Origin of the sequence: Muriicola sp. Z0-33 (assembly GCF_026126425.1) — a bacterium.
GTDB lineage: Bacteria > Bacteroidota > Bacteroidia > Flavobacteriales > Flavobacteriaceae > JAFMPW01.
Genome location: NZ_JAFMPW010000001.1, coordinates 170,086 through 196,060, shown reverse-complemented (window position 1 = coordinate 196,060; position 25,975 = coordinate 170,086). Strand labels below are relative to the sequence as shown.

At 40.8% G+C, this 25,975-nt stretch carries 18 protein-coding genes; 11 read left to right on the top strand and 7 right to left on the bottom strand.

All coding sequences use genetic code 11. The annotated features are described in order from the left end of the window. Positions 1–65: 65 nt before the first annotated feature. A complete protein-coding gene (locus tag J1G40_RS00785) occupies positions 66–3,356 on the bottom strand; it encodes an amidohydrolase family protein (protein ID WP_265240366.1) in 3,291 nt (1,096 codons plus the stop codon). A 307-nt stretch (positions 3,357–3,663) separates the two neighbouring features. Here J1G40_RS00785 and J1G40_RS00780 point away from each other — a divergent pair, with 307 nt between their 5' ends. After that, positions 3,664–7,620 carry a hybrid sensor histidine kinase/response regulator transcription factor gene (locus J1G40_RS00780; protein WP_265240365.1) on the top strand — a complete coding sequence of 1,319 codons (3,957 nt, stop codon included), beginning with the start codon at positions 3,664–3,666 and terminating at the stop codon, positions 7,618–7,620. A gap of 119 nt (positions 7,621–7,739) precedes the next feature. After that, positions 7,740–8,255, top strand: coding sequence for a hypothetical protein (locus J1G40_RS00775; RefSeq protein WP_265240364.1), 516 nt, complete (start codon positions 7,740–7,742; stop codon positions 8,253–8,255). A gap of 470 nt (positions 8,256–8,725) precedes the next feature. Here J1G40_RS00775 and J1G40_RS00770 read toward each other — a convergent pair whose 3' ends face one another. Further along, positions 8,726–9,616, bottom strand: coding sequence for an SDR family oxidoreductase (locus J1G40_RS00770; RefSeq protein ID WP_265240363.1), 891 nt, complete (start codon positions 9,614–9,616; stop codon positions 8,726–8,728). A 144-nt stretch (positions 9,617–9,760) separates the two neighbouring features. On the opposite strand from J1G40_RS00770, the gene J1G40_RS00765 reads away from it, so the two are divergent. The 6 genes from J1G40_RS00765 (at position 9,761) to J1G40_RS00740 (ending at position 16,664) form a co-directional block, all read left to right on the top strand. Further along, positions 9,761–10,165, top strand: coding sequence for a hypothetical protein (locus J1G40_RS00765; protein ID WP_265240362.1), 405 nt, complete (start codon positions 9,761–9,763; stop codon positions 10,163–10,165). Between the two features lie 176 nt (positions 10,166–10,341). Continuing rightward, on the top strand, positions 10,342–10,656 hold the full coding sequence (locus tag J1G40_RS00760; RefSeq protein WP_265240361.1) for a DUF1330 domain-containing protein: 315 nt from the start codon (positions 10,342–10,344) through the stop codon (positions 10,654–10,656). Positions 10,657–10,808: 152 nt separating this feature from the next. Continuing rightward, positions 10,809–11,654 carry a LytR/AlgR family response regulator transcription factor gene (locus J1G40_RS00755; RefSeq protein WP_265240360.1) on the top strand — a complete coding sequence of 282 codons (846 nt, stop codon included), beginning with the start codon at positions 10,809–10,811 and terminating at the stop codon, positions 11,652–11,654. A 113-nt stretch (positions 11,655–11,767) separates the two neighbouring features. Then, a complete protein-coding gene (locus tag J1G40_RS00750) occupies positions 11,768–12,727 on the top strand; it encodes a hypothetical protein (protein ID WP_265240359.1) in 960 nt (319 codons plus the stop codon). Between the two features lie 251 nt (positions 12,728–12,978). After that, positions 12,979–15,582 carry a DUF2339 domain-containing protein gene (locus J1G40_RS00745; protein ID WP_265240358.1) on the top strand — a complete coding sequence of 868 codons (2,604 nt, stop codon included), beginning with the start codon at positions 12,979–12,981 and terminating at the stop codon, positions 15,580–15,582. 197 nt (positions 15,583–15,779) lie between these two features. Next, entirely contained in the window at positions 15,780–16,664 is an 885-nt protein-coding gene (locus J1G40_RS00740; RefSeq protein WP_265240357.1) for a hypothetical protein, read from the top strand. A 128-nt stretch (positions 16,665–16,792) separates the two neighbouring features. Here the strand turns inward: J1G40_RS00740 and J1G40_RS00735 are convergent, their stop codons facing one another. Further along, the gene (locus J1G40_RS00735; protein WP_265240356.1) at positions 16,793–17,620 is read right to left on the bottom strand and encodes a helix-turn-helix domain-containing protein; all 828 of its coding nucleotides are present in this window, start codon (positions 17,618–17,620) and stop codon (positions 16,793–16,795) included. A 56-nt stretch (positions 17,621–17,676) separates the two neighbouring features. Next, positions 17,677–18,723, bottom strand: coding sequence for a YceI family protein (locus tag J1G40_RS00730; RefSeq protein ID WP_265240355.1), 1,047 nt, complete (start codon positions 18,721–18,723; stop codon positions 17,677–17,679). Positions 18,724–18,917: 194 nt separating this feature from the next. Here J1G40_RS00730 and J1G40_RS00725 point away from each other — a divergent pair, with 194 nt between their 5' ends. The 3 genes from J1G40_RS00725 (at position 18,918) to J1G40_RS00715 (ending at position 21,641) form a co-directional block, all read left to right on the top strand. Next, positions 18,918–19,925: a hypothetical protein gene (locus J1G40_RS00725; RefSeq protein WP_265240354.1), complete on the top strand. Its 1,008-nt coding sequence runs from the start codon at positions 18,918–18,920 to the stop codon at positions 19,923–19,925. Between the two features lie 26 nt (positions 19,926–19,951). Next, positions 19,952–20,665, top strand: coding sequence for a toll/interleukin-1 receptor domain-containing protein (locus tag J1G40_RS00720; protein WP_265240353.1), 714 nt, complete (start codon positions 19,952–19,954; stop codon positions 20,663–20,665). A 193-nt stretch (positions 20,666–20,858) separates the two neighbouring features. After that, on the top strand, positions 20,859–21,641 hold the full coding sequence (locus J1G40_RS00715) for a DUF6090 family protein (protein WP_265240352.1): 783 nt from the start codon (positions 20,859–20,861) through the stop codon (positions 21,639–21,641). A gap of 9 nt (positions 21,642–21,650) precedes the next feature. On the opposite strand, the gene J1G40_RS00710 is transcribed toward J1G40_RS00715, so the two are convergent. From J1G40_RS00710 to J1G40_RS00700, 3 genes are read right to left on the bottom strand one after another with little or no spacing between them, the layout of a single operon-like run. Continuing rightward, on the bottom strand, positions 21,651–23,420 hold the full coding sequence (locus J1G40_RS00710) for a PQQ-dependent sugar dehydrogenase (protein WP_265240351.1): 1,770 nt from the start codon (positions 23,418–23,420) through the stop codon (positions 21,651–21,653). A 4-nt stretch (positions 23,421–23,424) separates the two neighbouring features. Then, positions 23,425–24,678: an amidohydrolase/deacetylase family metallohydrolase gene (locus tag J1G40_RS00705; protein WP_265240350.1), complete on the bottom strand. Its 1,254-nt coding sequence runs from the start codon at positions 24,676–24,678 to the stop codon at positions 23,425–23,427. 26 nt (positions 24,679–24,704) lie between these two features. Next, positions 24,705–25,967: an amidohydrolase/deacetylase family metallohydrolase gene (locus tag J1G40_RS00700; protein WP_265240349.1), complete on the bottom strand. Its 1,263-nt coding sequence runs from the start codon at positions 25,965–25,967 to the stop codon at positions 24,705–24,707. Between the last annotated feature and the right edge of the window lie 8 nt (positions 25,968–25,975).

Sequence of the window (25,975 nt, the reverse complement as noted above, 5' to 3'; positions counted from 1 at the left end):
TGATCAATAAGAAAATGCCCCGAAGGGCATTTTTTTTGAGTGGCGATATTTTAAATTGGCAAAAATTACTGATGCCCCAAATGACATCCACAACCAGGCCGGGTAAAACTTTGTGCTTCCTCGTGCCAGGGAAACGCTGTATTGTATTTGTTATTTTCCCACCAAAATTTGCTTCGTGAACTTTCGGTATTACCAATTTCGTTCATTGTTTCTGTATCGTACAAACGACCATTTATCATAGTATAGCTGACACTATCTGTATTTCTTATGTCCCGGAGCGGATTTTTATCAAGGACGATCAGATCGGCCAGCTTCCCTTCCTTTAGGGAACCTATTTCTTCTCCAGCCCCAATATAGTTAGCGCCATTGATGGTAGCAGCTTCCAGGGCTTCCATGTTGGTCATGCCCCCCTGTTGTAGCATCCATAGTTCCCAATGTGCTCCCAATCCCTGAAGTTGTCCATGAGCCCCAAGGTTTACTTTTACCCCGTTGTCTGTGAGGGCCTTTGCCGTCCTGGAAACCAACATATGTCCATTTTCATACTCCTCATCCGGAATCATCATGCGATAACGAGACCTGGCATCAACGATTGCCCTGGGAGTATACTTGAGCAGTTTTTCATTTTCCCAGACTTTATCATTCTGATAAAAATAGAACTCCCCGTTAATACCTCCATAATTTACAATCAGGGTTGGGGTATAACCAGAATTACTTGTCTTCCATAACTCCAGTACATCTTTATACACAGGAGCCACAGGAATATTGTGTTCAACACCAGTATGGCCGTCCATAATCATGGTCATATTGGTATAAAAGGTAGAACCTCCTTCGGGAACGACATTAATTCCCAATTCCCGGGCAGCCTGCATTACCTGCTGGCGTTGTTCTCTCCGTGGCTGATTATAACTTTTGACGGATTGTGCCCCAAAGGCCTTTGTTCTTCTGATGGCAGAACGAGCATCATCCAGACTATTTATGGTTGCTTTAAAATCTCCATCGGCCCCATAAAGAATGATCCCTGTTGAATATAATCTGGGTCCTGTCATTTGTCCGCTTTTTATCATTTCAGACATCGCAAAAACAGACTCTGTATTCGCTGAAGGATCGTGGGCCGTAGTTACCCCGTATGCTAAATTTGCAAAAAGCTGCCAGTGTTTCTGAGTACTTAATCCGTAGCGAAAACCCCCTATATGGGCATGGGCATCTACAATTCCCGGCATAATGGTTTTACCGGCCATATCATAAACCTTAGTTTTTGACTCCACAGTGATATCAGCAGATGGGCCAAGGCTTTCTATACGGTTCCCATTAACTACTATAGTGCCGTCTTCTATAACAGTGCCGTCTTCCATAGTAATGATCCTTGCATTTACAAAAGCAATTTTTCCTTCTGGTTTGTCCACTTTTGCCTTTACTCCCACCTGAATGCCTACAGAATCCATTTTGCCTACTTTTTCCGGAGAACCCGGTAAGAAGGTATAACGATCTTTTATGGCATTGGAGAAGTAGGTGTCGCCCAGGGTCCAGTGAATGGTTTCACTGTCCGAAGACCAGTGCAGGTTTATCCCAGCATCTTTTGCAATTTGGGAAACAGGGACCAGCTTGGATTTATTGTCTAAATCTATTTCCTTTCCATTGAGCAACAAAGGGGCAATATAGGCTTTGTGAAGCGTAGTAAATGCAATCCATTTGTTGTCCGGACTGGGAACAAGTCGGTTGGCATATTTAGATTTTATATGCGTCCGCTGATCCTTACCGTTGAGGTTGACCGACTTTAAAGTCTTGGTCAGATCTCCAAAATAAGTACCTCCGGTTTGGTAAAAAATACGTGTCCCCGAAGCCGAGAATTGCGGGTATTCCCCTTCTTTGGTAATGTGTTTTGGCTTACCCCCATTGGATGACATGGTATAAATTCCGGTCTTCTTATCAAAGCTAAAACCCTGATCTATATTGCCAGATTCCTTCCTGTAGGTAATCTGTTGTCCGGAAGGGCTAAATGCCGGTGTCCTGTAAATTCCTTTTTCTTTGGTTAGTTGGGTAGCCGTTCCCCCTTTAACAGGAATCTTATGTATTGCTCCTGAATTTTCGTCGTTCCAACTTACATAGACCAGCGTTTTCCCGTCCGGGGAAAAGGAAGGTTCAGATTCAAAATCTGTGGCCTCAGTTAGTCTTTTAGGCTTCCCATTAGGCAATTGCTTTATCCAAAGGTGCCCCAAGGCATTAAAAGCCATGGTCTTCCCATCAGGAGAGGTCACGGCATGCCTGATCACCTTTGCGGTAAATTCATTATCCGGTACAGGATTATTAAAATGAACAGTTGCCGCAATAGGAATACTGGCATCCACACTAAAAGGAATATTGCTCACCTGGAGGGAGCTGATGTCTATTTTATGGAGCTGCCCTTTATTCCAGAATACAATTTCTTTATCTCCGGGCATCCAGCTAAAATTCGGGTAGGTGCCAAATATGGCCCATGCTTCTTGCTGGTCTTTATTTAGGTTATCTAATAGGGGCCATTCTTCCCCTGTTTGCAGATCGTGGAGATACAATACTGTTTTGGTGCGAACCCTTTTTATAAAAGCCAGTTTTGTACCATCCCTGGATAATTGTGGCCTTGCAGCCCCACCCGGGCCTCCGGTAATAGTTATAGTTTCGCTGGTTTCAAATTCGTAGCGCTTTATGGCATATATCTGTTTATTGGGATCCTTATTGTACTGGAAAAAACCACCGGGGTAAACATCTTCGCTGTAGTACAGATATTTCCCATCTGATGAGATACAAGGTTCGTTCACATCTTGCTGGTCATTTTTACGCTTGGTCAACTGTACTCCCGACCCACCTGAAATATGATATTGCCAAATCTCCCCGGCTCCCAAGGAGCGTTGAGAGGTAAAGTGCTTTCTGGCCACCAGATAGTTGCCGTCTGATGTCCAGTAAGGATTATTAAGCAATCGAAACTTTTCTTTGGTAACGGCCCTGGCCTCTGAACCATCTGCATTCATCACCCAGATATTGTCTCCCCCTCCGGCATCACTGGTGAATGCTATTTTCTTACCATCCGGGCTAAACCTCGGTTGAATTTCAAAAGGAATACCGCTGCGGAGTACTTTGGCTTTACCCCCGGTAATGGGCATGGAATAAATGTCTCCCATAAGATCAAAAACCAGGGTTTTACCATCCGGGCTAACATCCAGGTTCATCCATGTGCCTTCATTAGTGGTGAATTCATGGTTTTTATACTTGAAGGAACTGCCAGGATTAGCTACATCCCATTTGGTGGTGTCTTTCTTTTTCTCCTGTGCACTTAAGGTAATGGCCCCTGCCAGCAGGGCAGTCAGCAAAAACTTATGAGTCATTTCTTTAGAAGGTTTATTTGAAGGCTAAATATAGGAAAATGAGATAAGATATCGTCGCTCAGGTGACTATAGTTGCGTTCTTCATAAAAAGAAATCATTTATGGCTTATCTGGTCTTTAGCATCACCCGTTAAGCATTATAAGTATAACTTCCTTTATTGGTTTAATGGTTATTAAATCTTGCTATAACACTGTTGTTACTAATAGTATTCAGGAGGTTACATCCCGAATATTTTATCGATTTTATTCGAATAAAAAGCTTCCAAATGGCTGTGCTTCAAAGGATTCTTTATTACTTTTAAATGTATATGTATTGTAAAAGCATAAAAATAATACGAGAATTCAGGCCAATATTGGTCGCAGGGTTTTTACTGCTTTTTGCAACCTATTGCACCGGACAATCCTCGCTTCAACTCCTCCGCTATTTTGAGTTGCCAAACGCAGATCCTTCAACAGATATTCAAATGATCCTACAGGATAGTGATGGCTTTATGTGGTTTGGCTCTAATCAGGGCTTATACAAATTTGACGGAGTGGAATACAAAGTCTATAAAACGGAATACAACAACCCCTATACGCTCCTCGATGACAATATCCGCGCCTTGTATCAAGACAAATCGGGAAGGCTATGGATAGGTACAAAATCTGGCATAATTAGCGTATTGGACATCGCTACCGATTCGCTTAAACATTACCGCGAACCAATAAATACATCTGGCATTGCCAGCAATTATGATATTTCCACTTTTTATGAAGACGCCAATGGGGTAATATGGGTAGGAAGTAATGGCAATGGTTTGGGCAAGTATAACCCCTCAATAGATGCTTTTAATTATTTACGCAACAAGGCCGATGAAAATAACAGTCTTGGGCAAGATTTTGTCAGCAAAATTTTACCAGATGCTTCGGGTAATTTATTCATTGGTCTAAATGGCTATGGCCTGGATCATTATTTAATGGCTAAAAATGAATTCCGTCATTACAGAAATTCGGCTTCAGGTAATCCTAATATAGATTTTAGAAATAATGTGATTAGAGATCTCGTAGCAATTGATGGTGATAATCTATTACTGGCTGCCTATGGTGGTATCAACAGATTAAATCTAGAAACAGGAGCTTTCGTCAATTATTCTATGGCTTCTGAGACACCACTGCTAACCAACTCCTTTAATTCCATATTTCGAGTACAGGAGTCTTATTTCATCACCTCCTATGCAGGTTATATCTATGAGGTTACTGATAGTACCAGACCTCCGGTTTTGGCTTATAAAGTAGAGAATAACATCAGAAGCTCATATGTAGACAAGGAGCAAATGGTTTGGCTGGGCCTGTCGGGTGGTAAAATTGCTTATTTAATTCCAAATAGTGAATTTGGATTTAATTCGATTTTAAAAGAGAATGACCGGGTATTCGGTTTGCAATTCATCAACAATAAATTATATCTGGGGACTCAAAAAGGCGTATACGAATTAGGGCCCGATAGGGCAGGCAAATACATCAATAGCACTCCTGGTATTCTTTGTATGGAAAAAGACAAGCAAGGTAGAATATGGTTCGGTTCTGATTCTGATGGAGCCACCGTATTAGATCTTGTAAGTGGGCAAACCAAAGTATTTCGATTTGATCAGGGAAAAAAGACCGGGCTCAGGCATGATACTGTCCTCGACATATACTGTGATCCTTATGGGGCAATCTGGGTAAGCACTTTTAGTGGAATAAGCCGATGGTTTCCAGAGAGCGGGACATTTAAAACATATGGTACAATCAGGGCTAATGATGTACTGAGGCTAAACAAAAACGAATTATGGACTGCTACAGATCAGGGTGTCGCCATTATAAATCTAAAGGATGACAGTTATTATATGAAACAGTCGAGCAGGGAAAACCACAAAGACAGCTTATTACACAATCAGGTACTGAGTTTATACTCCCCCAACAATGACAGTGTATTGATCGGTTCTAATCGGGGATTGAACCTGTTTATAAAATCGCGCGGTAAGATGCTAAATATTCATGAGCTGCTTGATATTCCTTATGTGGCCGTCAAAAATATAGTTCAGGATCAACATCAGAATTATTGGGCGGTGACCAATAAAGGTATTCTTCAATTTAACCTCCGATCAAAACGCCATAAATTTCTGGACAGCTTCGACGGTTTAGACTTTGCGAGAACATATAATGGTAAACATTTGGGTTTTGACCGGGAGACAACAACTTTATTTGTTGGCGGCAATGGAGGGTACTACCAGTTCAGGCCTAAAAAAACGATTTCTAATTCGGCTTATTTAAAGACTCAGATTACAGGTTTCAAAGTGCTGAATGCTGATTATCCTATCCCTGCTGCAGATGAGGAGGTTGTTCGCCTTTCTTATGATAAAGACCTGGTCGCTTTCAATTTTACAGGGTTGCATTATCCCAATCCCCAAAAGGTAGTCTATTACTATACACTGGAAGGCCTGGATGAGCAATGGATCACCACCGAAGAACGCTCAGCAACTTTTGCAAATCTCAGTCCGGGCGCCTATACTTTTAAAGTTAAAGCCAGTCTTGGGGAGGGCACCGCTACGGCACTGCCAACAACATTTACTTTTGCCATAAATCCGCCGATTTGGGGCACCTGGTGGGCCTATCTGATTTACGCCTTTATCTTGATATGGTTGGGGTTCTATTTAGTCCGCGCCTTTGTCGCAAGGGAACGGTTAAAAACACAATTGCATATTGAGCATATTGAAGTCGAAAAAGTCAGGGAAATGAGCAAACTCAGGTCCCAGTTTTTTGCCAATGTTTCTCATGAATTTAGAACGCCGCTAACTCTCATCAGCGGCCCTGTAAAAAGTCTGATGGAGAAAAATACAGATCCGTCAACGCAAAAATACCTTCAACTTATAGCCAACAACACAAAAAGACTTCAACAACTCATAAATCAATTGCTAGATTACTCAAAAGTTACGGCAAAAGGGCTCCCGTTAAAAAAAGAAGAGCGAGACATTTTTGCTTTCTTAAGAGCGATTTCTTCCTCCTTTGTGTCCCTTGCCCAAAGTAAGAATATATTATATCATGAGGCCATTCCTATTGCAACTCAACATGCTCTTATAGATACCAATAAAGTTGAGACCATTTTAAATAATTTGCTTTCCAATGCGCTAAAGTTTACGGAAAACGGAGGGACGGTTATAGTTACCGCTGTAACCCTGATTAAAGATAAGCATAACGCGGTACTAAAAATTAGTGTGAGTGATACGGGGATAGGGCTGAGTAATGAAGATAAAAAACTTGTCTTTCATCGGTTTTATAGAAGTATGCCAGAGGTCGAAGGAATAGGGATAGGTTTAGCCCTGACTAAAGAAATGGTAGAATTATTAGGAGGCACAATCTCGGTAGAAGACAATAGTCCGAAAGGGGCTGTTTTTGTAGTTGAGCTCCCAATTGAATTGGTTGAAAACCGCATATCGGGGAATACGGATACTGAGGTAAATAAGGAAAAGGACATTGTTGAGAATACAACCGAAAGTCAGAGTATCCTTTTAGTCGAAGATAATGTGGAATTACAGGAATATATTAGAGATTTGCTGCTGCCATACGGCCAGGTAATTCAGGCAGTAAATGGGGTTGCTGCTTTGGCGCTGGCAACAAGAGCTGTCCCGGATCTTATCATTAGTGATTATATGATGCCAGGAATGGATGGAGGAGAACTATGTAGGCAGTTACGTCAGCAGGAAGTTACCTCTCACATTCCTTTCATTATGCTTACTGCAAAGGCTACAGACGAAGATAAAATAGCTGGCTTGGCAGTTGGTGCAACAGACTATATCTTCAAACCTTTTGATAGTGCAGAGCTTATCTTAAAGGTTAAAAACATTTTATCCGAGCGTAAAAAGTTGCAGGAGCAGCTGCAAATACAGCTTTTTTCTAACAAGCAAACAAAACAATTACCTTCTCAGGACGATCGGTTTCTCCAAAGGATAAAAGAATTGGTTCTGGAACATAGCAATAGATCAGACCTCAGCGTGCAGATTTTAAGCGACGCAATAGGAATGAGTCGGGTACAATTATATCGTAAAATTACAGCGATTACCGGCATGTCTCCTTCAGATCTTATCCGAAATTTCAGGCTTCAAAGAGCAGCTGAGCTACTTGAGCAGAATTGGGGTAATGTATCGGAAATTGCCTATGAAGTCGGGTTCAGTAATCTCTCCTATTTCTCAAAGAGTTTTAAGGCCATATATAAACTCACCCCCTCCCAATTCGCAGCAAAAAAAGCTTAAAATCCTTGCTTAATAAGTTTTTAGACGCTAATGTAACCAGGATAACAGCATTGGTAACCAGAGAGACAAGCAACTTAGCTGGGTCATTGTAGTTTTGATTGCATCTAAAACACAATATTATGGTTATTAAAGTCAATAATTTTAAAAATCTGTTCTTGAGAAGAGCAATGCGCTCTGTCTTGTTTTTGCTCTTTATAGTATCAATAGCTTGCAGCAGCGATGGCGAAGAAGAAAAAACAATTGGTCTGGAAGGGACCAATCTATCTATGTCAGACATTGCCGGGTCATGGCTTGCAGACCAGGCGGTAATTACAGAAGTAGGCAACCCCTCTAACAGTGTGGACATTATTGGAGAAGGAGGTAGTGTTTCACTAAACATTCTTAGTAATGGCAGATTTACCTCTCTGATAGATCCTGTTCAATTATCTGGCTTAGAGCTTCAGGGCCAAATGGGTTTTGACGGCGCCAGTTTGGTTATCATTGAGGACGGTTTTGATATAGAAGATGCCGCTTATTATACTGTATCCCTGGATGCGCAAGATCGGTTACATCTAAACGGGGAATTAGAATTTCCTATAAGCGCTGGCGGGGGCTTCGTCCCAACCAGTATAGATCTTCGGATGATTCGCCAGTAATCCAGGAGCTATTCTGTAAAATGCCAAAATAAATGATTTAAAGTGCTCGCCTTGCAGTAGCTGATTTCGTTTTTAATACACCCTGGAAAAGCTAATTATCGATTAAATGCACAAAAAATACGATTACACCACAACTTTTGGGGTTTTCACAACAAACCCGTCCTGTTCAAAGCGCTTAAATTGTAACTTATTAGTAGAGAAATATTAAATAAATAAGCTATGAACGAGCAATATGAGAGAAACGGAATTTTGAATAGCATTCTTCGGGTGCTGAATGTAAGCTTAGAGGTTATACTGTTATTAATAGCCCTTGGTTTTATCATCGGAATTTGGCAACTATTAAGTTAATTGATAATTGGTCCCATTAGACGAATAATTGAAAAAAAGCCTTCTATTTTAGAAGGCTTTTATAGTTGTTACAGGTACTTATTTTGTCCAATATGAAAGCAGGTCAAAACCAGTAAGGCAGGCTATCCTTCCTGAACTTTAATCGCTGGTGACGGGCCGTCTAAATCGGCTATTTCCATCGCTGCCAAAGCTCCCTTTCTTATGGGTTCTATTGCATCATTAGCCGCCTGAGCGCCAAAATCGAGCCCCGCTATGGTACGCAGTGGGCGTTGTCCGGGAGGAAGGTTAATTAAAGCTTCAAAGGTTTTAACTACAATCATGGGATCTGTAGGTGCTTCTTCACTTTCGAAGAGTTCCGTAACCTGTGCTCCAAAACCCTCATTAAAATCGGTAACATGTTGATAGGCCTGTGCCACATCTTCGCTACTAGCCGGGATCATATTGCCAAAAAAGTTGGTAGAGAAAGGTCCTGGTTCTACCATTACAACATCAACTCCATGTGGTGCAAGTTCATATCGCATAGATTCGCTCAGCCCTTCCAGGCCCCATTTGCTGGCGTGATAAACTCCAAAACCAGGGAATGCAAGACGCCCTGCTATGGAACTCACCTGAATGATAAGGCCAGATTTGCGTGCCCGCATACCGGGTAATACCGCCTTGGCCACACGCAAAGTGCCAACAATATTAAGATCTAGTTGATCCAGACATTGCTGAGAGGTAAAGGCTTCTACGGCCCCACCAAAACCGAGGCCGGCATTGTTAATAAGTACATCTATATCTGGAAGTTGTTCCGCAGCCTTAGCCACGCTATCATCAGATGTTACATCTATTTCAAGAACGTCTATTTTATAGCCATTTTCGCTGGCATAGTTTTTTAAGTCGGCCGCGGCCTGGGCATTTTTACCATCAATATTCCGCATAGTGGCAATAACATGATGCCCCTTTTCCGCCAGGTATTTTGCTGCGTCATGGCCAAAACCAGAGCTACAGCCAGTGATCAGGATTGTTTTCATTAGTTTAAATTTTTAGATTAAAAGTATATTAAATAAAAGAGGGGATAACCTATTAAAGATAGCAAAAAACTAGAGATAAGATGGCGGCCATTACTATTTAATTACTACCTTTTTTCCTTAAATAAACAGACAAAACTTATTCTTATGAAAAACTTTGGTAAATGGCTAAAGGCTATTGCACTCTTCTTAGTTACTGTTATTCTCTTTCAAAGTTGTGTGGTTTATGACTTAAAGCGCCCTGTGACATTAAAGCAAGCTTCCCTGGAACAGAAAAAAGTAAAGATCAAAACAAAAGCCAATCAAACTATTAAGTATCACTATATTTCATTTGAAGACGGTAATTACTACGGCGTTAAAAGAAAATCAGGTGAATTCACCAAAGTAAAATTAAATGATACTGAAATCATTCAGGTATTGTCACAAAACAAGTCTGGATCAGACTGGGCAACTGTTGCCGCCATTGCCCTTCCTGTAATAGCTATACTAATATTGGCATTGACCTACGAGCCCTCAATTGAAATAGGCTCACCTATTGGCCAGGCCAATTAAATAACACCTCTACATTCAAAATGAATTTATAAAATCGACTTTTAGCAACATAATATAAATCAACTCATTTAGCTCATACTAAACCGGCATATTTGACAAATCAACGATATACATCATAGGAATTTCTTTTGTACCTTAAACACATATAGCTACCAAACCAACTAAACTAAAAAATCATGGAAAATTCATCAGGTTATTATTCTGTCTTAGACGTAACACCAAGCAGCGATGCATGGATTCCGGACTATCTCCCGGTTGCGAGTAAACTTGTTGCCAAACACGGGGGGAAATACCTTGCCAGAACTGCCAGCCATGAACAGGTAGAAGGTGATACGGGCGCCGTAGGACTTCGTGTTATAATAGAATGGCCCTCCAAAGCAGCTGCCCTTGCCTTTATGACAGATGAGGAATATGTTCCTCACCTCGAGGCCCGAACAGCAGGTTCTGCCAGTAATCATTATCTGATAGAAGCTAAGGACCAGTTTGCCTGAGGTTGCCATCTATTGGTTAAAGTATTAGAGCTGAATGCAAGACTATACATGTACGATGGTTGCGCCACCTGACGGATTTCCACTGTATACCAAAATGGACAGACGGATAGAATTTTGCGGGTCATCTTCCTAATACCCTATATTTGTCGGGAATGGATTCTACTCATACCTTCTTCCATACTACCCGCTATAAGTGGATATTGAGTATCGCAAACGGGACATTCCTATATCTTTTTCTAATGGTGTTCCTGCCGTTTGGGGTAAGTAATTACGATCCATTTCACGAATACACTGCAAATTTCCTTTTGGAGATTGGCATCTTTATGCCAGTAACCATAGTGCTAACACTCATTAATGAGTTTGGTGTAAAATTTTTCTTCAGAAACCAAACCAGCCTAAGTTTTGTTGTTGGATGGACACTATGGACACTGATATTCACAGGATTTATTGTTTTCCTTACCTACAATATCATGGGAGACTGGCACGACTGGAGACTATCTAGTGTCCCTGGATTTATTATAGATCTGTCGGCCGTTTTGCTCTTCCCAATGGCTGGAACCTATTTCTATTTCAGGTATAAAAAGTTACAAGAAAATTACGATGCGGTACTTACCAATCTGGAAGCTACCATAGACCGCACCCAGATGCTTCATTTTGCAGGCGAAGGGGTAAAAGACAAAATTTCTATCTCTGTGTCCGATTTTATATATGCCCGGGCACAGGATAATTATATAGAATTGTTCTACCTGAAAAATGGAACCCCGTCAAGGTTCCTAATCCGTTCTTCCCTGAGCAGATTGTATAGTACACTAGGGCAAGACTTCCTGGTGCGATGCCATCGCTCATATATGGTAAACCTGTATAATGTACACTCTATCAAAGGCGGAATTACAGACCTCCGGATTACCATGAGCCATATTGATTCGGAAATCCCCGTATCCAAAACCTTTGCTACAGACACTCTGGACAGCCTTCACAAGTACAAGCGGTTTCAATAGGTTAAATTCACCCCAAATAGGCAAATTTCACCCCAAACAGGGCCAAATTCTGGCGCAGGTCTTTTTGCGCTCCTATATTCGCTTTCACATCAATCATTTAAATTTTATAAATCATGAAAACAAATTCAAAAACAAACAATTATTGTATCAATTTCATCCTGGGGGTTGCGCTATTGTGCTGCTCCAATTCAGCCGTTTTAGGGCAGCAACAGCACCAGAACACCCAGGAAATTCTCCAGTCTTTTGCGGAAAGTTATAAAACAGACCCTATGGCCCTGTCAGCAACTTTTGGCATAGTCGTAGGGGACGACTGGTGGTATATTGTATCTAAAAGGAAAGAAGAAGGATATAAAGTGGGGAAGAAAAAACAATATACCTTCCACAATTATGGACCAAACCAGGTTGGGTTGTACAAAGGAAAACCCAAAAAGCCTACATGGTATTTTAAGTTTGACGATGCAGAAGTTCTAAAAAAGATCGACTCCAAATTCTGGACGGCCAGTACAGCTTCTGCCCGCTCTACCGCTGCCGATAAGGTTGCTCTTGACATATTGGTGATGGACGGTTATTCTTTTACGCATAAAGACGATGGCATCTCTTACCAGATCCTGGAACATTTCTGGAAAAAGGACCCAGTGGAGATTACAAGATTCAACAGAGATAGTTCATTACCCAGCCACGGGGCAGCTTTAGTGTCGCTCTACACAATGAAAGACAAGCGCATAGGCTGGTTTAGTTTGGGTACAGATGAAGCGGCCAATGACGACCGGAATCTGGATAAGGGGCAGGTGCCCAACCTGATGATCTTTACCAAAGGACGCGGTAAGGGCCTGTTTGGAGAGGGAGAATATGATATTGAGCCCGGCATGAGTGTATTTATTGGGCCTTATGTAAAACATGTTATTTACAACCCCTATAAAGAGCCATTGGAAGGGATTGTTGTACTGTTTGGTGATAATATAGATTTTGCCAAAGGACAGTCTTATGTAGAGTTTCTGGAACAAGAATATCAGTTTCTTGAAACCAACCAAAAGAAGGTGCAGCAAAAAGACACTGCCATAAGCGGACAGTAAAGGATTTAAACTTTATTTTGAAAAGCCCGGGATTCTTTAGGGGTTCCTGGCTTTTTCATTTCTCTAAAAATGCAGTAGGTATCAGATGTTCTTCCCAACCGTCTGTTTTCCTGGTCACAGCGATGGAGGAGCACCTTATTTGTTTGGAATGCAGTATCTACTATTATTTTAAACCAGGATTTAAACAACTATCTTGGCCAAAACACGTTAAGGCTAAGGCCTAGAAATAAACAGCCTTTTAAAACAGCTCTATGACAGATCATCAGCGTCAAATAATGTTGCTTCTGGAAAAACTTGAAGCATTATTAAAAAAACAGGAAGATTTTTCCTCAGAAATAAATGACTTACGTACGGAAATCCTTTCACTGCAAGCTGAAGCGCAACAACCCCCTGTTATTGAGGAACACAAAGTTGATTTACCTCCGGAAGAAGCCCCCGCCCCTGCAGCAACTATGGTGGAAGAGCAGCCCGTTGAGCAACCAAAACCCGGTTTCGCCCGTGATACAAGAAATAAGGTCTTAGGTGGTGTTTGTGCAGGCATAGCAGCTTATTTTGGAATCAATGTACTAGTAGTGCGTTTGTTCTGGATACTGCTTTCGGTGTTTTTCTGTATTGGTGTCCTGGTCTATCTCTTACTTTGGGCGGTTATACCGGCAAGGGTCATCGATCTGAAAGTCGCTCAGAAAGCCACAGAAGCAACCCCTGGAATTCCTGAGAGCCCTGCGAGTACTCCGGGTCCTGTAAAGCATTCTGATTCCACCGAAATTAAAACTGGGAACAAGGGACAAGTGGACCTGGAAAAATATATTGGTGAAAATCTGATTAGCAAAATTGGTATTGCCATCCTGATCATAGGCGTTGCCATAGGAGCAAAGTATTCTATTGACAATGATTTAATAAGTCCGTTAGTACGGATCATCCTTGGTTATATAGTAGGCCTGTCATTATTGGGGATCAGCATAAAGCTAAAGAAGAACTACCTGAATTTTAGTGCCATATTGGTTAGTGGGGCTATGACCATCATGTATTTTATAACCTTTGCCGCCTATTCATTTTATGCGCTCTTCCCATTGGTCTTCGCCTTTATACTAATGCTATTGCTTACGGTAGCAACGGTGGTTATCGCACTAAATTACAACAGGCAATTAATAGCTCATATTGGGCTGGTTGGCGCTTATAGTGTTCCTTTTTTATTAAGCGAAACCAGAGGTGATGTAAGCATTCTTTTTAGCTATATGGCCATCATAAACTGTGGCATACTGTTTATTGCCTTTAAGAAATACTGGAAGCCGCTTAATGTGGTATCCTTTGGCATAACCTGGTTAGTGTTCCTTAGCTGGTATGCCTTTAGCTATCAAAGTAATGAAGATTTCTGGCTGGCCGTTATTTTTTCAGCGCTGTTCTTCGTGATTTTTTATCTTACGTTCCTTGCCTATAAGATATTCAAGAAGGAGGATTTCAAAATGCTTGATGTCTTTTTACTGCTGGCCAACTCCTTTGTTTTTTATGGTATTGGTTACAGTGTCATAGATGCTACTGTAGATGGCCATGCCTATTTGGGTGGATACACTCTTTTAAACGCTGTTTTGCATTTGTTGGTCAGCCTGCTTATTTATAAACAAAAGCTGGCAGATAAAAATATATTCTTTTTTGTGACTGGTTTGGTATTGGTGTTTTTAACGTTAGCCATTCCCGTTCAATTAGATGGTAATTGGGTAACGCTGCTGTGGGTGGCGGAGGCAACCCTGTTATTTTGGATTGGGAGAACAAAAAACACCCCTCGTTATGAAAAAATAGGGTACGTATTGATGCTCCTGGCCTTTTTTAGCATTACCCAGGATTGGAGCCAGACGCTTAATTACAATGATATCAATGCAACTTCCAAAGGCTTTACGCCAATACTCAACATTGATTTTCTAAGTGCGTTGATCTTCGCTGCGTTATTTGCATATATAAACCTACTGCATTATAGTACTAAACATAATTCGCCCTGGGTTGGGAGGAAAGAAATCATGAATTTGGTTTCTTATGGTGTTTCGGGGATTCTTTTAGTAGTAGTGTTTGCAACATTCGGCATTGAAATATCACTTTACTTTGATCATCTTTATGCTGATTCAATGACCAATGCCGCAATAGAAGATGGCTCTTACTCAGGGACCCTTTACAATTCGGATTTAAAGTATTTTAAAATCGTTTGGCTGATTAATTACCTCTTGCTTTTTGTTTCAGCACTCTCCTTTGTAAATATCCTAAAGTTTAAATGCAGGAGCCTGAATTATGTAAGCATAGCTTTGAACATCCTGGCGCTGTTTAGCTTTTTAACCCTGGGGCTATTGGCATTAAGTGAGTTGCGAGAGAGTTATTTAAGTCAGGAGCTATCCAGCTATTATGAAATAGGAGGGTTCCACATTGGAATCCGATACATTTCATATGTGTTTGTAGCGGTAGTGCTCACTGCCTGTTACAAATACATAAAACAAGGCTTCCTGAATAGTTCTTCCTCCCTGGTTTTTGATATTGGCCTGCATATTTCTATCGCCTGGATTATAAGTAGTGAACTCATCAACTGGTTAGATCTTTCTGGTTCGTTAGATTCCTATAAACTTGGACTAACGATACTTTGGGGCGTTTATGCTCTGGCATTGATTGTCCTTGGCATCTGGAAGAAGAAAAAACACCTTCGTGTAGGGGCTATAATATTGTTTTCGGTGACCCTGGCAAAATTATTTTTTTACGATATATCGCACCTCAGTACACTTTCAAAAACCATTGTCCTGGTGGCATTAGGGGTGCTCCTTTTGATCGTATCGTTTTTGTATAACAAATTTAAGGATGCTATTTCCGGCGAAAATTAAAACGGTTATTCCTTATTGTTGTATAGTCTCATCCAACCTGCCGGAAGTCTGGCCGGGTTGGCCCGTTATTTTAGCAAAAGACCAGAAAATCTCCGAAGTCTTTGAGGGGTTGACAATTATCATATTTTATGAATGTTCATTGATAGACCTTTAAGCCGTTTCGTTATTCATTAAAATTTCAAAACAATATGAAATCAATGAAGAAGATTTCAATCTGGATTGGGCTGAGCATCCTGATGATGATTTTATGGGGGGGAGGTTTGATGATTGGGAATTTGGTTTTTCCCAGCAGTCTTATGGAAATGGAAACGGATAGCAATGCCGCTGCAGGATTCATTTTCTTTTTGGTCAGTGCGCTTAATGCAGGGATTATACTTCAACTAATTTACAAGGCCCGATATAGGGGATGGGAACTGGCTGGTTATGTCTTCCTTGTTTCCTTTGGAATCCAGTATTTCATGTCTCAAATAGAGACGGTTTGGTTTAATGATAGTCTTGGGTTACCCGGCAATGGTATTGCGGCGATAGTTCTTGGTGGGGCATGTACCCTTGCTGCCTTTTCCGTGATAGCAACTTGGATCACTGGTAAATTTAAATCTAAGCCCGACAAAAGTGACGATGGGGTTCCTCATAAGTTCAGCATCAAAAGGATATTATTTCTTTCGGCCGTCATTTGGCCATTGATCTATTTTGCCTTTGGCTATTTCGTTGCATGGCAATTTGAAGATGTTCGGCTCCTGTACTCGGGTACCACGGAGATGGATTCGTTTGTGGAGATCATGAAAGGAAATTTCCAATCCGGACTTTACCTGTTTCAAATTTTAAGAGGGTTTTTATGGATTCTTATTGGTATCCTGGTCTTAAAGATGGCCAGGGGTAATAAAATCTCGAATGGTGTTCTTCTGGGGCTTTTATTTACCATCCTTGGCAGCAGCGGATTATTGCTGCCTAATCCTATCATGCCCGAAATGGTGCGGATAGCTCATCTGATAGAAACCAGTACTTCCGACTTTATTTGGGGATTTATTATAGTATGGACCCTGTGGCGGCCGGTAGCAGGAACAGAAGTGGAAAACAATTAGATGGAATAAGGTTTAGTAGCTCTTTGTGGTTGTTATCCAGGACACTCTCGTGAACCGCCCCGGAGGTGAAACCCAACCACAAAAGAAAGGGAACTACCCCACTTGTTCCAGATAAATTGATTCCTGATCTAACTCACCCTCATGTTATTGCCAGAAAGACGGCTATTATCTCGGAACTCCTGAGGTGTAATGCCCTGTGTTTTTTTAAAATACTGGTGAAAGGATACTTTGTTGCTAAAGCCAGAATCCATGGCAATGGCATACAACTTGTTAAAGTTAGCAGGGTCTGCCAATAACTTTTTAGCATGACGTATTCTTTGGGTGTTAACCAAATCGGAAAAACTTCCCTGAAAATTTTCATTAATAGCGCGGGAGACCTTATTAATCGGAACATTAAGGCGCTGAGAAACTTCTGTAAGCTTTAACCCACTTCTTAAATAATATTCCTGGCCAACTAGTAAATTCATCACTTCAGAAAACACCTTTTTGGATTCCGCCCTGGTCATTTTCATGTTTTCATACTTGGCCTTTTGAGCCCGGGACTCTTTCAAATAATAAATCAGCAGACTGATCGTGGCATAGGCAGCCCATACAAAGGGCAAATGATATAAACTGAATTTTAACCCATTCCAGAAATTATAGTTCTTACCAAATTCTACCCATTCTATAAACGATAGCACCCCAATATAGATCAGGCTAAAAACCAAGCCTGCCAATACCACCCGAAACCACCTGTAATGATTACTTTTTTTACCCCAGCTCCAGGGAAATAAGAAGACAATAAAAGCATAGGCAACATACTCCCAGATAATACTCGAAACCAACAATATGGACGGCTCGTCGTATTGGAGTTCTGCCATCCAGTTTTTGTAGATTTCTGCCAGAGCAACCACCAAACCACAAAGCAGCCAGAAGCCAAAAAACCAGTAATTATTTTTAAATATGCCTTTTTTCAACTGTTATATCTTTTATCAAACTTGCGTATTCTGACCATTAAATATAGGTATAGATGCTATACTTTATTAATTATCCGGCGTTTCATTTCCAAAGCCACCGCATTAAACGGGTTTATGGCAAGGCATTTTAAAACCATATTCCTTGCCTTATCTGGCTGTTTGGTCCTGAGATAAAAGCTCGCCAATTCTGCCAAAATGGTATCATCCTGTGGAAAAGACTCCATATTGCGGAGCAGGAGTTGCTCGGCCCTTTTGTAGTTGCCTTCTATGAGTATCACTTTAGCGACCGTATTGAGATCCTGCCCGGTAATTGCATCAAAACCATCCTCATTTTTATCTGCTTTGTTTTTATAAGCTTCTTTTTGTTGTTCCAGTACACTTATTGCCTTATCAACCCCACTGGTTGTCGCAGCTTCATAAAGGACAGTTTCATTTTCATAAAACCGGCTTTTAATAAACTCGGGGGTTTGTAATTGGTAAGCTATGGAGAGATGTATCTCTACAAAATCGTCTAATTGGGCAATGCCCTCAATAACATTGTTCCACCAGGTGTCTTCTCCTATTGAGAACTCCTTGCGGTTGATTTTGGTACTTCCTTTAAAGGCCAAATGGTGCCCAAGATACGATTTCACATATCCCGAAGGTTTTTGCATATTAAGAGTAATGTCTTTAGTAATTCCTTTCATGGTAAGCTGGCCCTTCCAATCGAACCCAGTATCTGTCAGCGTTATTTCATCACTTTGGAACAGTATGTGTGGATGGTTTTCTTTGTCGAACCATTTGGCAGATTGCAAATCTTTATCCCTCCAGGTCTGATTGGTGTTAATGCTGCCAACATCAATAACAAATGTTGTGCTAAGTTGTTTCAGGTCTTCTGTGTTATATACCAGGGCGCCCTTAAATCCGGAAAAGGAACCGGAAACATCACTTATTCCCATATGGCCAATGGTAAAGCCCACCGTGCAATGAACAAAATCCAAGTCGTAATAAAGTGCTCCTCCATTCACCGGGGTAGAAGATGCTGCAATATTGGAATTGTCTTGCTGGGCATGTAGCTGGGAGGTTGCAAAAAGGCCTATCAACGTCAAAATTAAATATCTCATGATTTTAGAATTTTGATTGAAAGTAATTGATTTACAAGGAGTTTCGGAATAAAATGGAGTAAGACGGGTTAAATATTGGCATTGTAAACTCCAATTGGTAAATGTGTATTAATATTCTTCATATTTAATTGATCAATTTCATCTATACTCCTTAGAAAAACTTACCTTTAAATTGATTCGAATTAATTAAATAAATGTCTACTAGTATTGATAAATTAGTAATAGACTCAAATCAGTTGCAGCTGGCCCTGTCCGCCTTAGAAATAGAAAGGAACGCTACCGTATTTACTAAGCGACAAAATAAAATGTTTAAGATTCTACAATTTAGCTCCATAATTTATGTCGCTATTACAGTTGTTACCATGATTATTCTTTCAATCGACCTAATCCCCAGGACTAGCGATTCATTCTTTTATTTTTTACTTCCATTTGGATTAATCCAGACAATACTAATTTTTATTATTATTTGGTCGTATCTACCCGTTAGTTCCCTAGTTAAAAATATCCGTCAACAGACCAAAAGATTTCGTAACCTTGGTTTTGAAGAAGCAATTAGCTCTCCCTGGAAAAAGGAAAGAGAAAAAACCAAATTGCTTAATATTATTGATAAGATTCTCAAAGTTTGGACCTATCTAATCATAATATCATGTATTTATGTGTTTATTAGTTTTGGTGTCGAATCTGGTGGTGCATTCTTATTTGTCCTGTTGATTATTCATTTTCTAATAAATGGATTACTCTCAATTGGAATAGTCAGAAGAAATAATAGTCGCTTACAGGTTATAGATCGCTTATATAAATCATTAGTTAATTATAATATGGATGCTAATGATAAAAACATGCAAATACTTATCCCTGTTGATGACTATGAAGTTATTGCCAAGATTGCCAGGGCCCAGATAAGGAGGAATCAAGCAATTAGCACAATTGAAAATGATAAACAGGTTAAATCTGGAACGTTCGCCATTCTAAAAAGTAGAAATTTCAAAGACTCCTTCCGCGTTCTAAGTGAATCTTCACGAATTGCAATACAAGAACAAATAGACAACTTTCTTTTAGAATTGGAATCTCAAACTACTAAATCAACGAATAAACTGGCGACTATTGCAGTTCCAGACATTCCTCTAGAAATTCTTTGTCAAATTGAACATGATAGTAATCTAGTGAAGATTATAGCCATAGAAAACCAAACTTTAAATTAATTGTGTTTTGATAGATAAATAGAAGAATGGATGCAAGTTTAGAATTTACAGAATATTCATTTATATACTCAAGGACGGCCAAACTATCACGCCGAGCTATGCCTCAGGAATTACGGCCTATTTTAGATGAAATTGAAGATACGCTTACCGAAGACCCTGATCAATTTCCTTTACAGACTTTACCCTTATCGAAAGACACATACATCTATAAACATGATCAACCTTCAATAGAAATTACTTATAATATTGATCGTAATAAAAAAATTATATATTTCTTACATGTTGCCGTACCCACTTTAGAAACGGCCAAACCTTTATTTATAAGTTATAGCCATAAGGACGAAAAATGGTTGCTTGAGTTAAAAAAATGGTTAATCCCTCTTGAAAAAGCGGATCTTATCAAAATATGGGACGACCGTAAAATTAATGCAGGTGATCAATGGCGAGATGAAATTGAAACCTCTCTAAATTCAGCCAAAGCGGCTGTTCTGCTAATTAGTCAAGATTTTATGGTGTCTGAATTTATTTCAGAAGTTGAGTTACCAAAACTCCTCAATGCGGCAAAAAACAAAAAACTAAAAATACTTTGGATAGCATTAAGACACAGTACTGTTGAAAGCTCCGAAATAATTAATTACCAGGCTGTGCATAAGGACCCTCCGCTCGTTGAACTTAATCGCTCTCAAAGAGAGAAGAAATTTCTTCATATTTACCAAAAAATTCGAGAAGCCATTAATTAGACTTCCTTCAAAAAGTATAATAGCACTTTTACTTTCCATCATGTTTTTTATTGAAAGTCAAAAATAAATTCATACGCTTACTTGGATAATTTGCTCTGGAATTGTGTCTAAGAATCTCCGTTACTGTAATTGTTATTCGAGCCATATTTTTTAATTCCCTATCTTGAGTAGCATAACCAACTACTTTCTTTGCATGATCAGTTTCTTTAGAAAAATCCGGAGAAAACTCTTTGATGGTAACAAGCCCTTTAAATATCTAAGGTATGCACTTGGAGAAATTTTGCTTGTGGTCATTGGGATTTTGATTGCCCTTCAGATTAACAATTGGAATGAAGAAAACAATGAGCGGACAGAAGAAATTTTTTTTATAAAATCTTATTTGGTTGATTTGGAAAAAGACCGGTCCGTAATGCAACGCAATGCTGAATTTGGTAAAATAACCATCCTCGGTGCAGATTCATTGAGTATAGAATTGGAGAAAAGGCCTTTAAAAGGCAGGGAGAGAAAATTGTACCATTTCCTGGCTTTGCAAAATACTGGTTTTGGGGTGCCACATCATGACCGAACGATGACACAACTTAAATACTCCGGAAAGTTTAGTGTTATAGAAAATCAAAATGTTGTTGATGCCCTGATAGACTATGACGCTGGTTTAATTGAATTAATGAAATTCTCAGGAAGCCAATTCAAATGGGACATTGCAAACAATACGTTGATAGACATTGCTAAGGTTTTTGACTTAACAATAGCACATCAATATGAAGCGGCTTCCCAAAAGAATATGGAGGATGTAAACAAAGTAAATTATCCTGCAGACCTGCGTTTGTTAAGTTATGATGACAATGACATCATGCATTTACGCAACACTTTAGTACAGGGACGAACCCTGGATGATATGTTGCTAAAAGGCAATAATATGATGTTAAAGATGAACGTGTCATTAGACTCCCTGATTCGCAGTGAATATTTTGATTAAAGATTTTGATTATTTGTCACCGGAAGCCCGGTTTCGTATTTCCTCTACCTTCAGTGTACTTACGGGTGTAGCTTCGTTACCGAACCTTTTTCGAACATATGTTAATATAGAGGCTATCGCATAATTGTCTAAATGTCTATTTGAAGGCATTAAGCCATTATATGTTATTCCGTTCACTTCTATTGGTCCTTGCATGCCATTGAGGACAACATCTATTAACCTCTCCTGGTTTCCGGTGACCCATTGGGACCCTTCCAGCGGTGGAAAGCGATTGTTATCCCCCTTGCCATTTCTTTGATGGCAGGCCGCACAGTAGGTGTTGTACATAACCCTTCCGCTATAGGTGTTTCCCTCCGGAATGACGTCTTTTACAGGATCCGGGTCCTTGATATAACTTTGTGTCTGCTTGCGTAATTCCATGGCCGTAAGGGCATCAGGGCCAAATTCTTTTTTGGCTCCATTATACATGATTCGCCATATTCTCCCCTGGTTAGACTCACTTATATACAAGGATCCATCGGGCCCTGTTGAAAGTCCCATAGGTCTGAATTTAGCATCGCTGGTATTTTTAACAACTTCTACCCCTGCAAAGCCATCGGCGAATACTTCCCATTCTCCCGTAGCCTGGCCCTGATCATCAAAAGGAACAAAGCAAACTATAAAACCCGCCATAGGATAGGGTGCACGATCAGTAGACCCATGAAAGGCCACAAAGGCACCATTATTATACCGCTCAGGAAATTGATTGCCATGATAGAACATAACGTCCATAGGAGCCCAATGCCCGGGAAATCCAATAGACGGCAGATCATATTCACTGGCCCTGCCAACAATACTGCCGTCTCCCCCATAGCCCGGTTGCAGCACATTCTTTTGTTTCATATGGTCATAATATGCATAGGGCCAGCCGTAATTGGATCCTTCTGTTATCTTAATTAACTTCTCGGAGGGCAGTACAGCAGCCTGCCAGGCAGTAAAAGTATCTGGGAAGATCGTATGGAAATTATCTATGCCATTCCCAATGGCATATAGTGTCTGGTCTTTTGGATTCCATTCCATGCCCACTACACTTCGGATCCCCGTTGCAAATTTTACACCGTCTTGCTGTGTCAGGCCAAGGGCGTTGGCATCAAAACGCCATATGCCCGCGTGGTATTCTAATTCCGGACAAGGATCAAGGCCTTTGCCTCCAGGAATTCCCACGGGACCAAATTTCTCAATATCCTGGCAAGCGTCAGAAGGGCTTCCGAATGGTACATACATATATCCCTTGTCATCAAATGCCACTGGCTTGGTGGTATGCCAATTCCGATCTACATTGGGGTCCATATCTGTAAATACAACCTCTGTTTTGCTAAGAGGAACCAGTTGTCCGGTTTGAAGTTTAGTTCTGTAAATATGTTTCCTGGTGCTGGTATAGAGGTAGTTGTTATGTATGGTAAGACCCGTAGCTCCCCTTCCTTTATCGACATAATCGCCAAAATGCACAATGCTATCCACCTTGCCGTCGTTATCAAGATCTCGCATGGCAACCGTTCCCTTGCCGTCTTTTGAGTTGCTTAGTTGGGCATAAACATCCCCGTTTTCACGCACTGCAATATGCCGTGTTTTCCCAACGCTATCTACCACCACAAGGGCTCCAAAACCCTCTGGAAGAAACAAGCCCCCATTATCAGGATCGGGATCTGGTAATTGCTCTCTGCCGCTGGTGCATTGCACCAGGGTTATTACAATGATGAACACTGGAAGAATCAGTAAATAAATAGCCTTATTTTTCAAAATATTATTCTTTATTAAAATTAATTGGACGTGCTGCAAGTCCATTTAAATCCCAGACCACCTTCCCATTTTTAATGGTAAGTTCGGCTTCTAATTTCCGATCTCCTTTCAGTACATTATTCCTGGCATCTATGTAGCCAAAGGAGCCTTTTTTTAGTCGGAGTATGGCCAAATCGGCAATAGCCCCGGGACTTAAATTTCCCAGGTCTTCTCTATTGATGGCCCTGGCAGGGTGCCAACTGCCCCTGGCAAGTACCTCTTTTAATGGCATCCCCATATTGAGAAACTTCGACATCAGGTTCAGCATATCTTTCATGCCAGCGTTCATACTAAATCTATGCAGGTCTGTCCCGAAAGAATTGGGCCATAATCCCTGCTTAACGGCCGGTAGTCCCTGGTTGAACCAGAACCCTGCCCCTCCATGGCCCACATCAAAAAGCACGCCCCTATCTCTTGCGGCCAGCACGTAAGGAAGCACCTTTCCCTGATGATCCACAACAGGGGTACGTTCCGAGATGTTTTCAAACGCATGTGTAATGATGTCTCCCGGACGCATCCGGTTTAGCTGTTGCTCTAATTTATATTCCGGCAAATGACATTCAACAAAAAGAGGCCGATTTGTAGTATTTCCGACTTCCAGAGCACGGTCAAAAGGAGCCCATTCCGCACCATCATAATGACCGATCTTAACCCCGACGATGGCATCAGGATATTTCAGCATCAGTTCAACTGTTTTGTCTACATCCATTTCGCTAAGATCATTTTGAAGGTCATCACCAGTCATGCCATTAGAAGCAATGTTTAAAAAGGCCAATATTCGTGTCCTGGATTGATCTATTACCTGTGTTTTAAACAATTCATAATTTCTCCATCCCGAAGTGCCGGCATCCACTACGGTGGTTATTCCGGCTTTAAAACTAAAATCATCTGGTGACAGACTATTGTTTCCATCAGCAAATTTATTGGGTTTAGGCCCGACAAATACATGCGTATGCAGATCGATAAGGCCGGGCATTACATACAAATCAGTGGCATCAATTACTTTTTTGGCATGCTTATCTGATATATAAGAAGCAACCTGAAGAATTTTACCGTCGGTGATAGCAACATCGGCTATAGTGTCTATTTTATTTTTTACATCAACAACATGGCCATTTCTGATTAGAAGATCTATTTCCTGGGCCTGAGCAGACAACGGTATGCCTACCAGCACCAGACCAATAGTATTCCATATACTTTTGAAATTGAGTAGTCTCATTGGTATATTAAATGGTTGTTTTGCTTTTAATCTTTATACGCTTTAGCGGCTATCCCGTTAAGGTCCCATACTACTTCTCCGCCCATAATGGTAAGCTCAGCCTCCAGTTTTTTATCGCCATTAATCCTTATTTTCCTGACATCAAGAAAACCAAAATTACCTTTTCGTAAGTTGAAGACAGCCACATCCGCTACTGCCCCTACACTTAAATGCCCCAGGTCTGTCCTGTTAATCACCTTTGCCGGCGACCAGGTAGCTCTTGATATCGCATCTTGCAGGGAAGCGCCAAGCGCCATAAATTTTGAAAGTACGTTGCTCATATCTTTCATTCCTGAATTCATGCTCTGTGTATGCAAATCGGAACTGACCACATCAGCTTTAAAACCTTGATTAAATGAGGGAACGGCCTGCTTCCAGGTAAAGGCGCCACCGCCATGACCCAAATCAAATATAATCCCCCTTTCCTGTGCCCTCAGCACCAATGGTTTTAACTTGCCCTTTCTATCCACTATCGCTTCTCGTTGGTCGGGGCCATTAGAATAGGTGTGTGTAAAAATATCTCCGGGTCTCAGATGATCCATAAATAAAGCCTCGATAGAATTAGGAGGCTTATGTTCGCCAAAATCTACCATTACCGGCACATTGGCTTTCTTTCCTGCCTCAACGGCTCGGTCTACCTGAGTAAAATCTCCCCAATAGTGTGCTGCCTTAATCCCTACCAGGATATCCGGATACAATTTCGTTATACTGTATGCGGTCATTTCCGGGTTCATATCGGTGACATCCTGCTCCTCAAATCTACTCCTCATGCCAGTGCCAACGATATTGAGTAGTGCAAGCACCCTGGTTTTTGATCTGTCTATGGTCTGCTGTTTAAATAAGGGGAAATTCCTCCAACCAGAAGAACCTGCATCCACGACTGTGGTTACCCCTGCCCTAAAGGTAAACCCGTCTGGCATTACACTTGTGGCCCCATTTGCAATGTAAGCGCCTGCTTCGTTCCCCATAAAAACATGAGTGTGCATATCTATTAAACCAGGGGACACATAAAGCCCGGAAACATTTATTGTCCTTATGCTTTTATCTTCCGGGATGCCCGGGGCAACTTCGGCAATTTTACCATCCTTAATGGCGATATCCATTAGTTCATTAATGTTATTTTTTGCGTCTATAAGGTGGCCCCCCTTCAATAACATATCGTATTGTTGGGCACGGACTTTGGCAAATAACATCAGCAAAAAAAGCAATAAGATTACAGGCTTCTGAACCCCGTTAATTGGTCTGTACATTGTGTCTG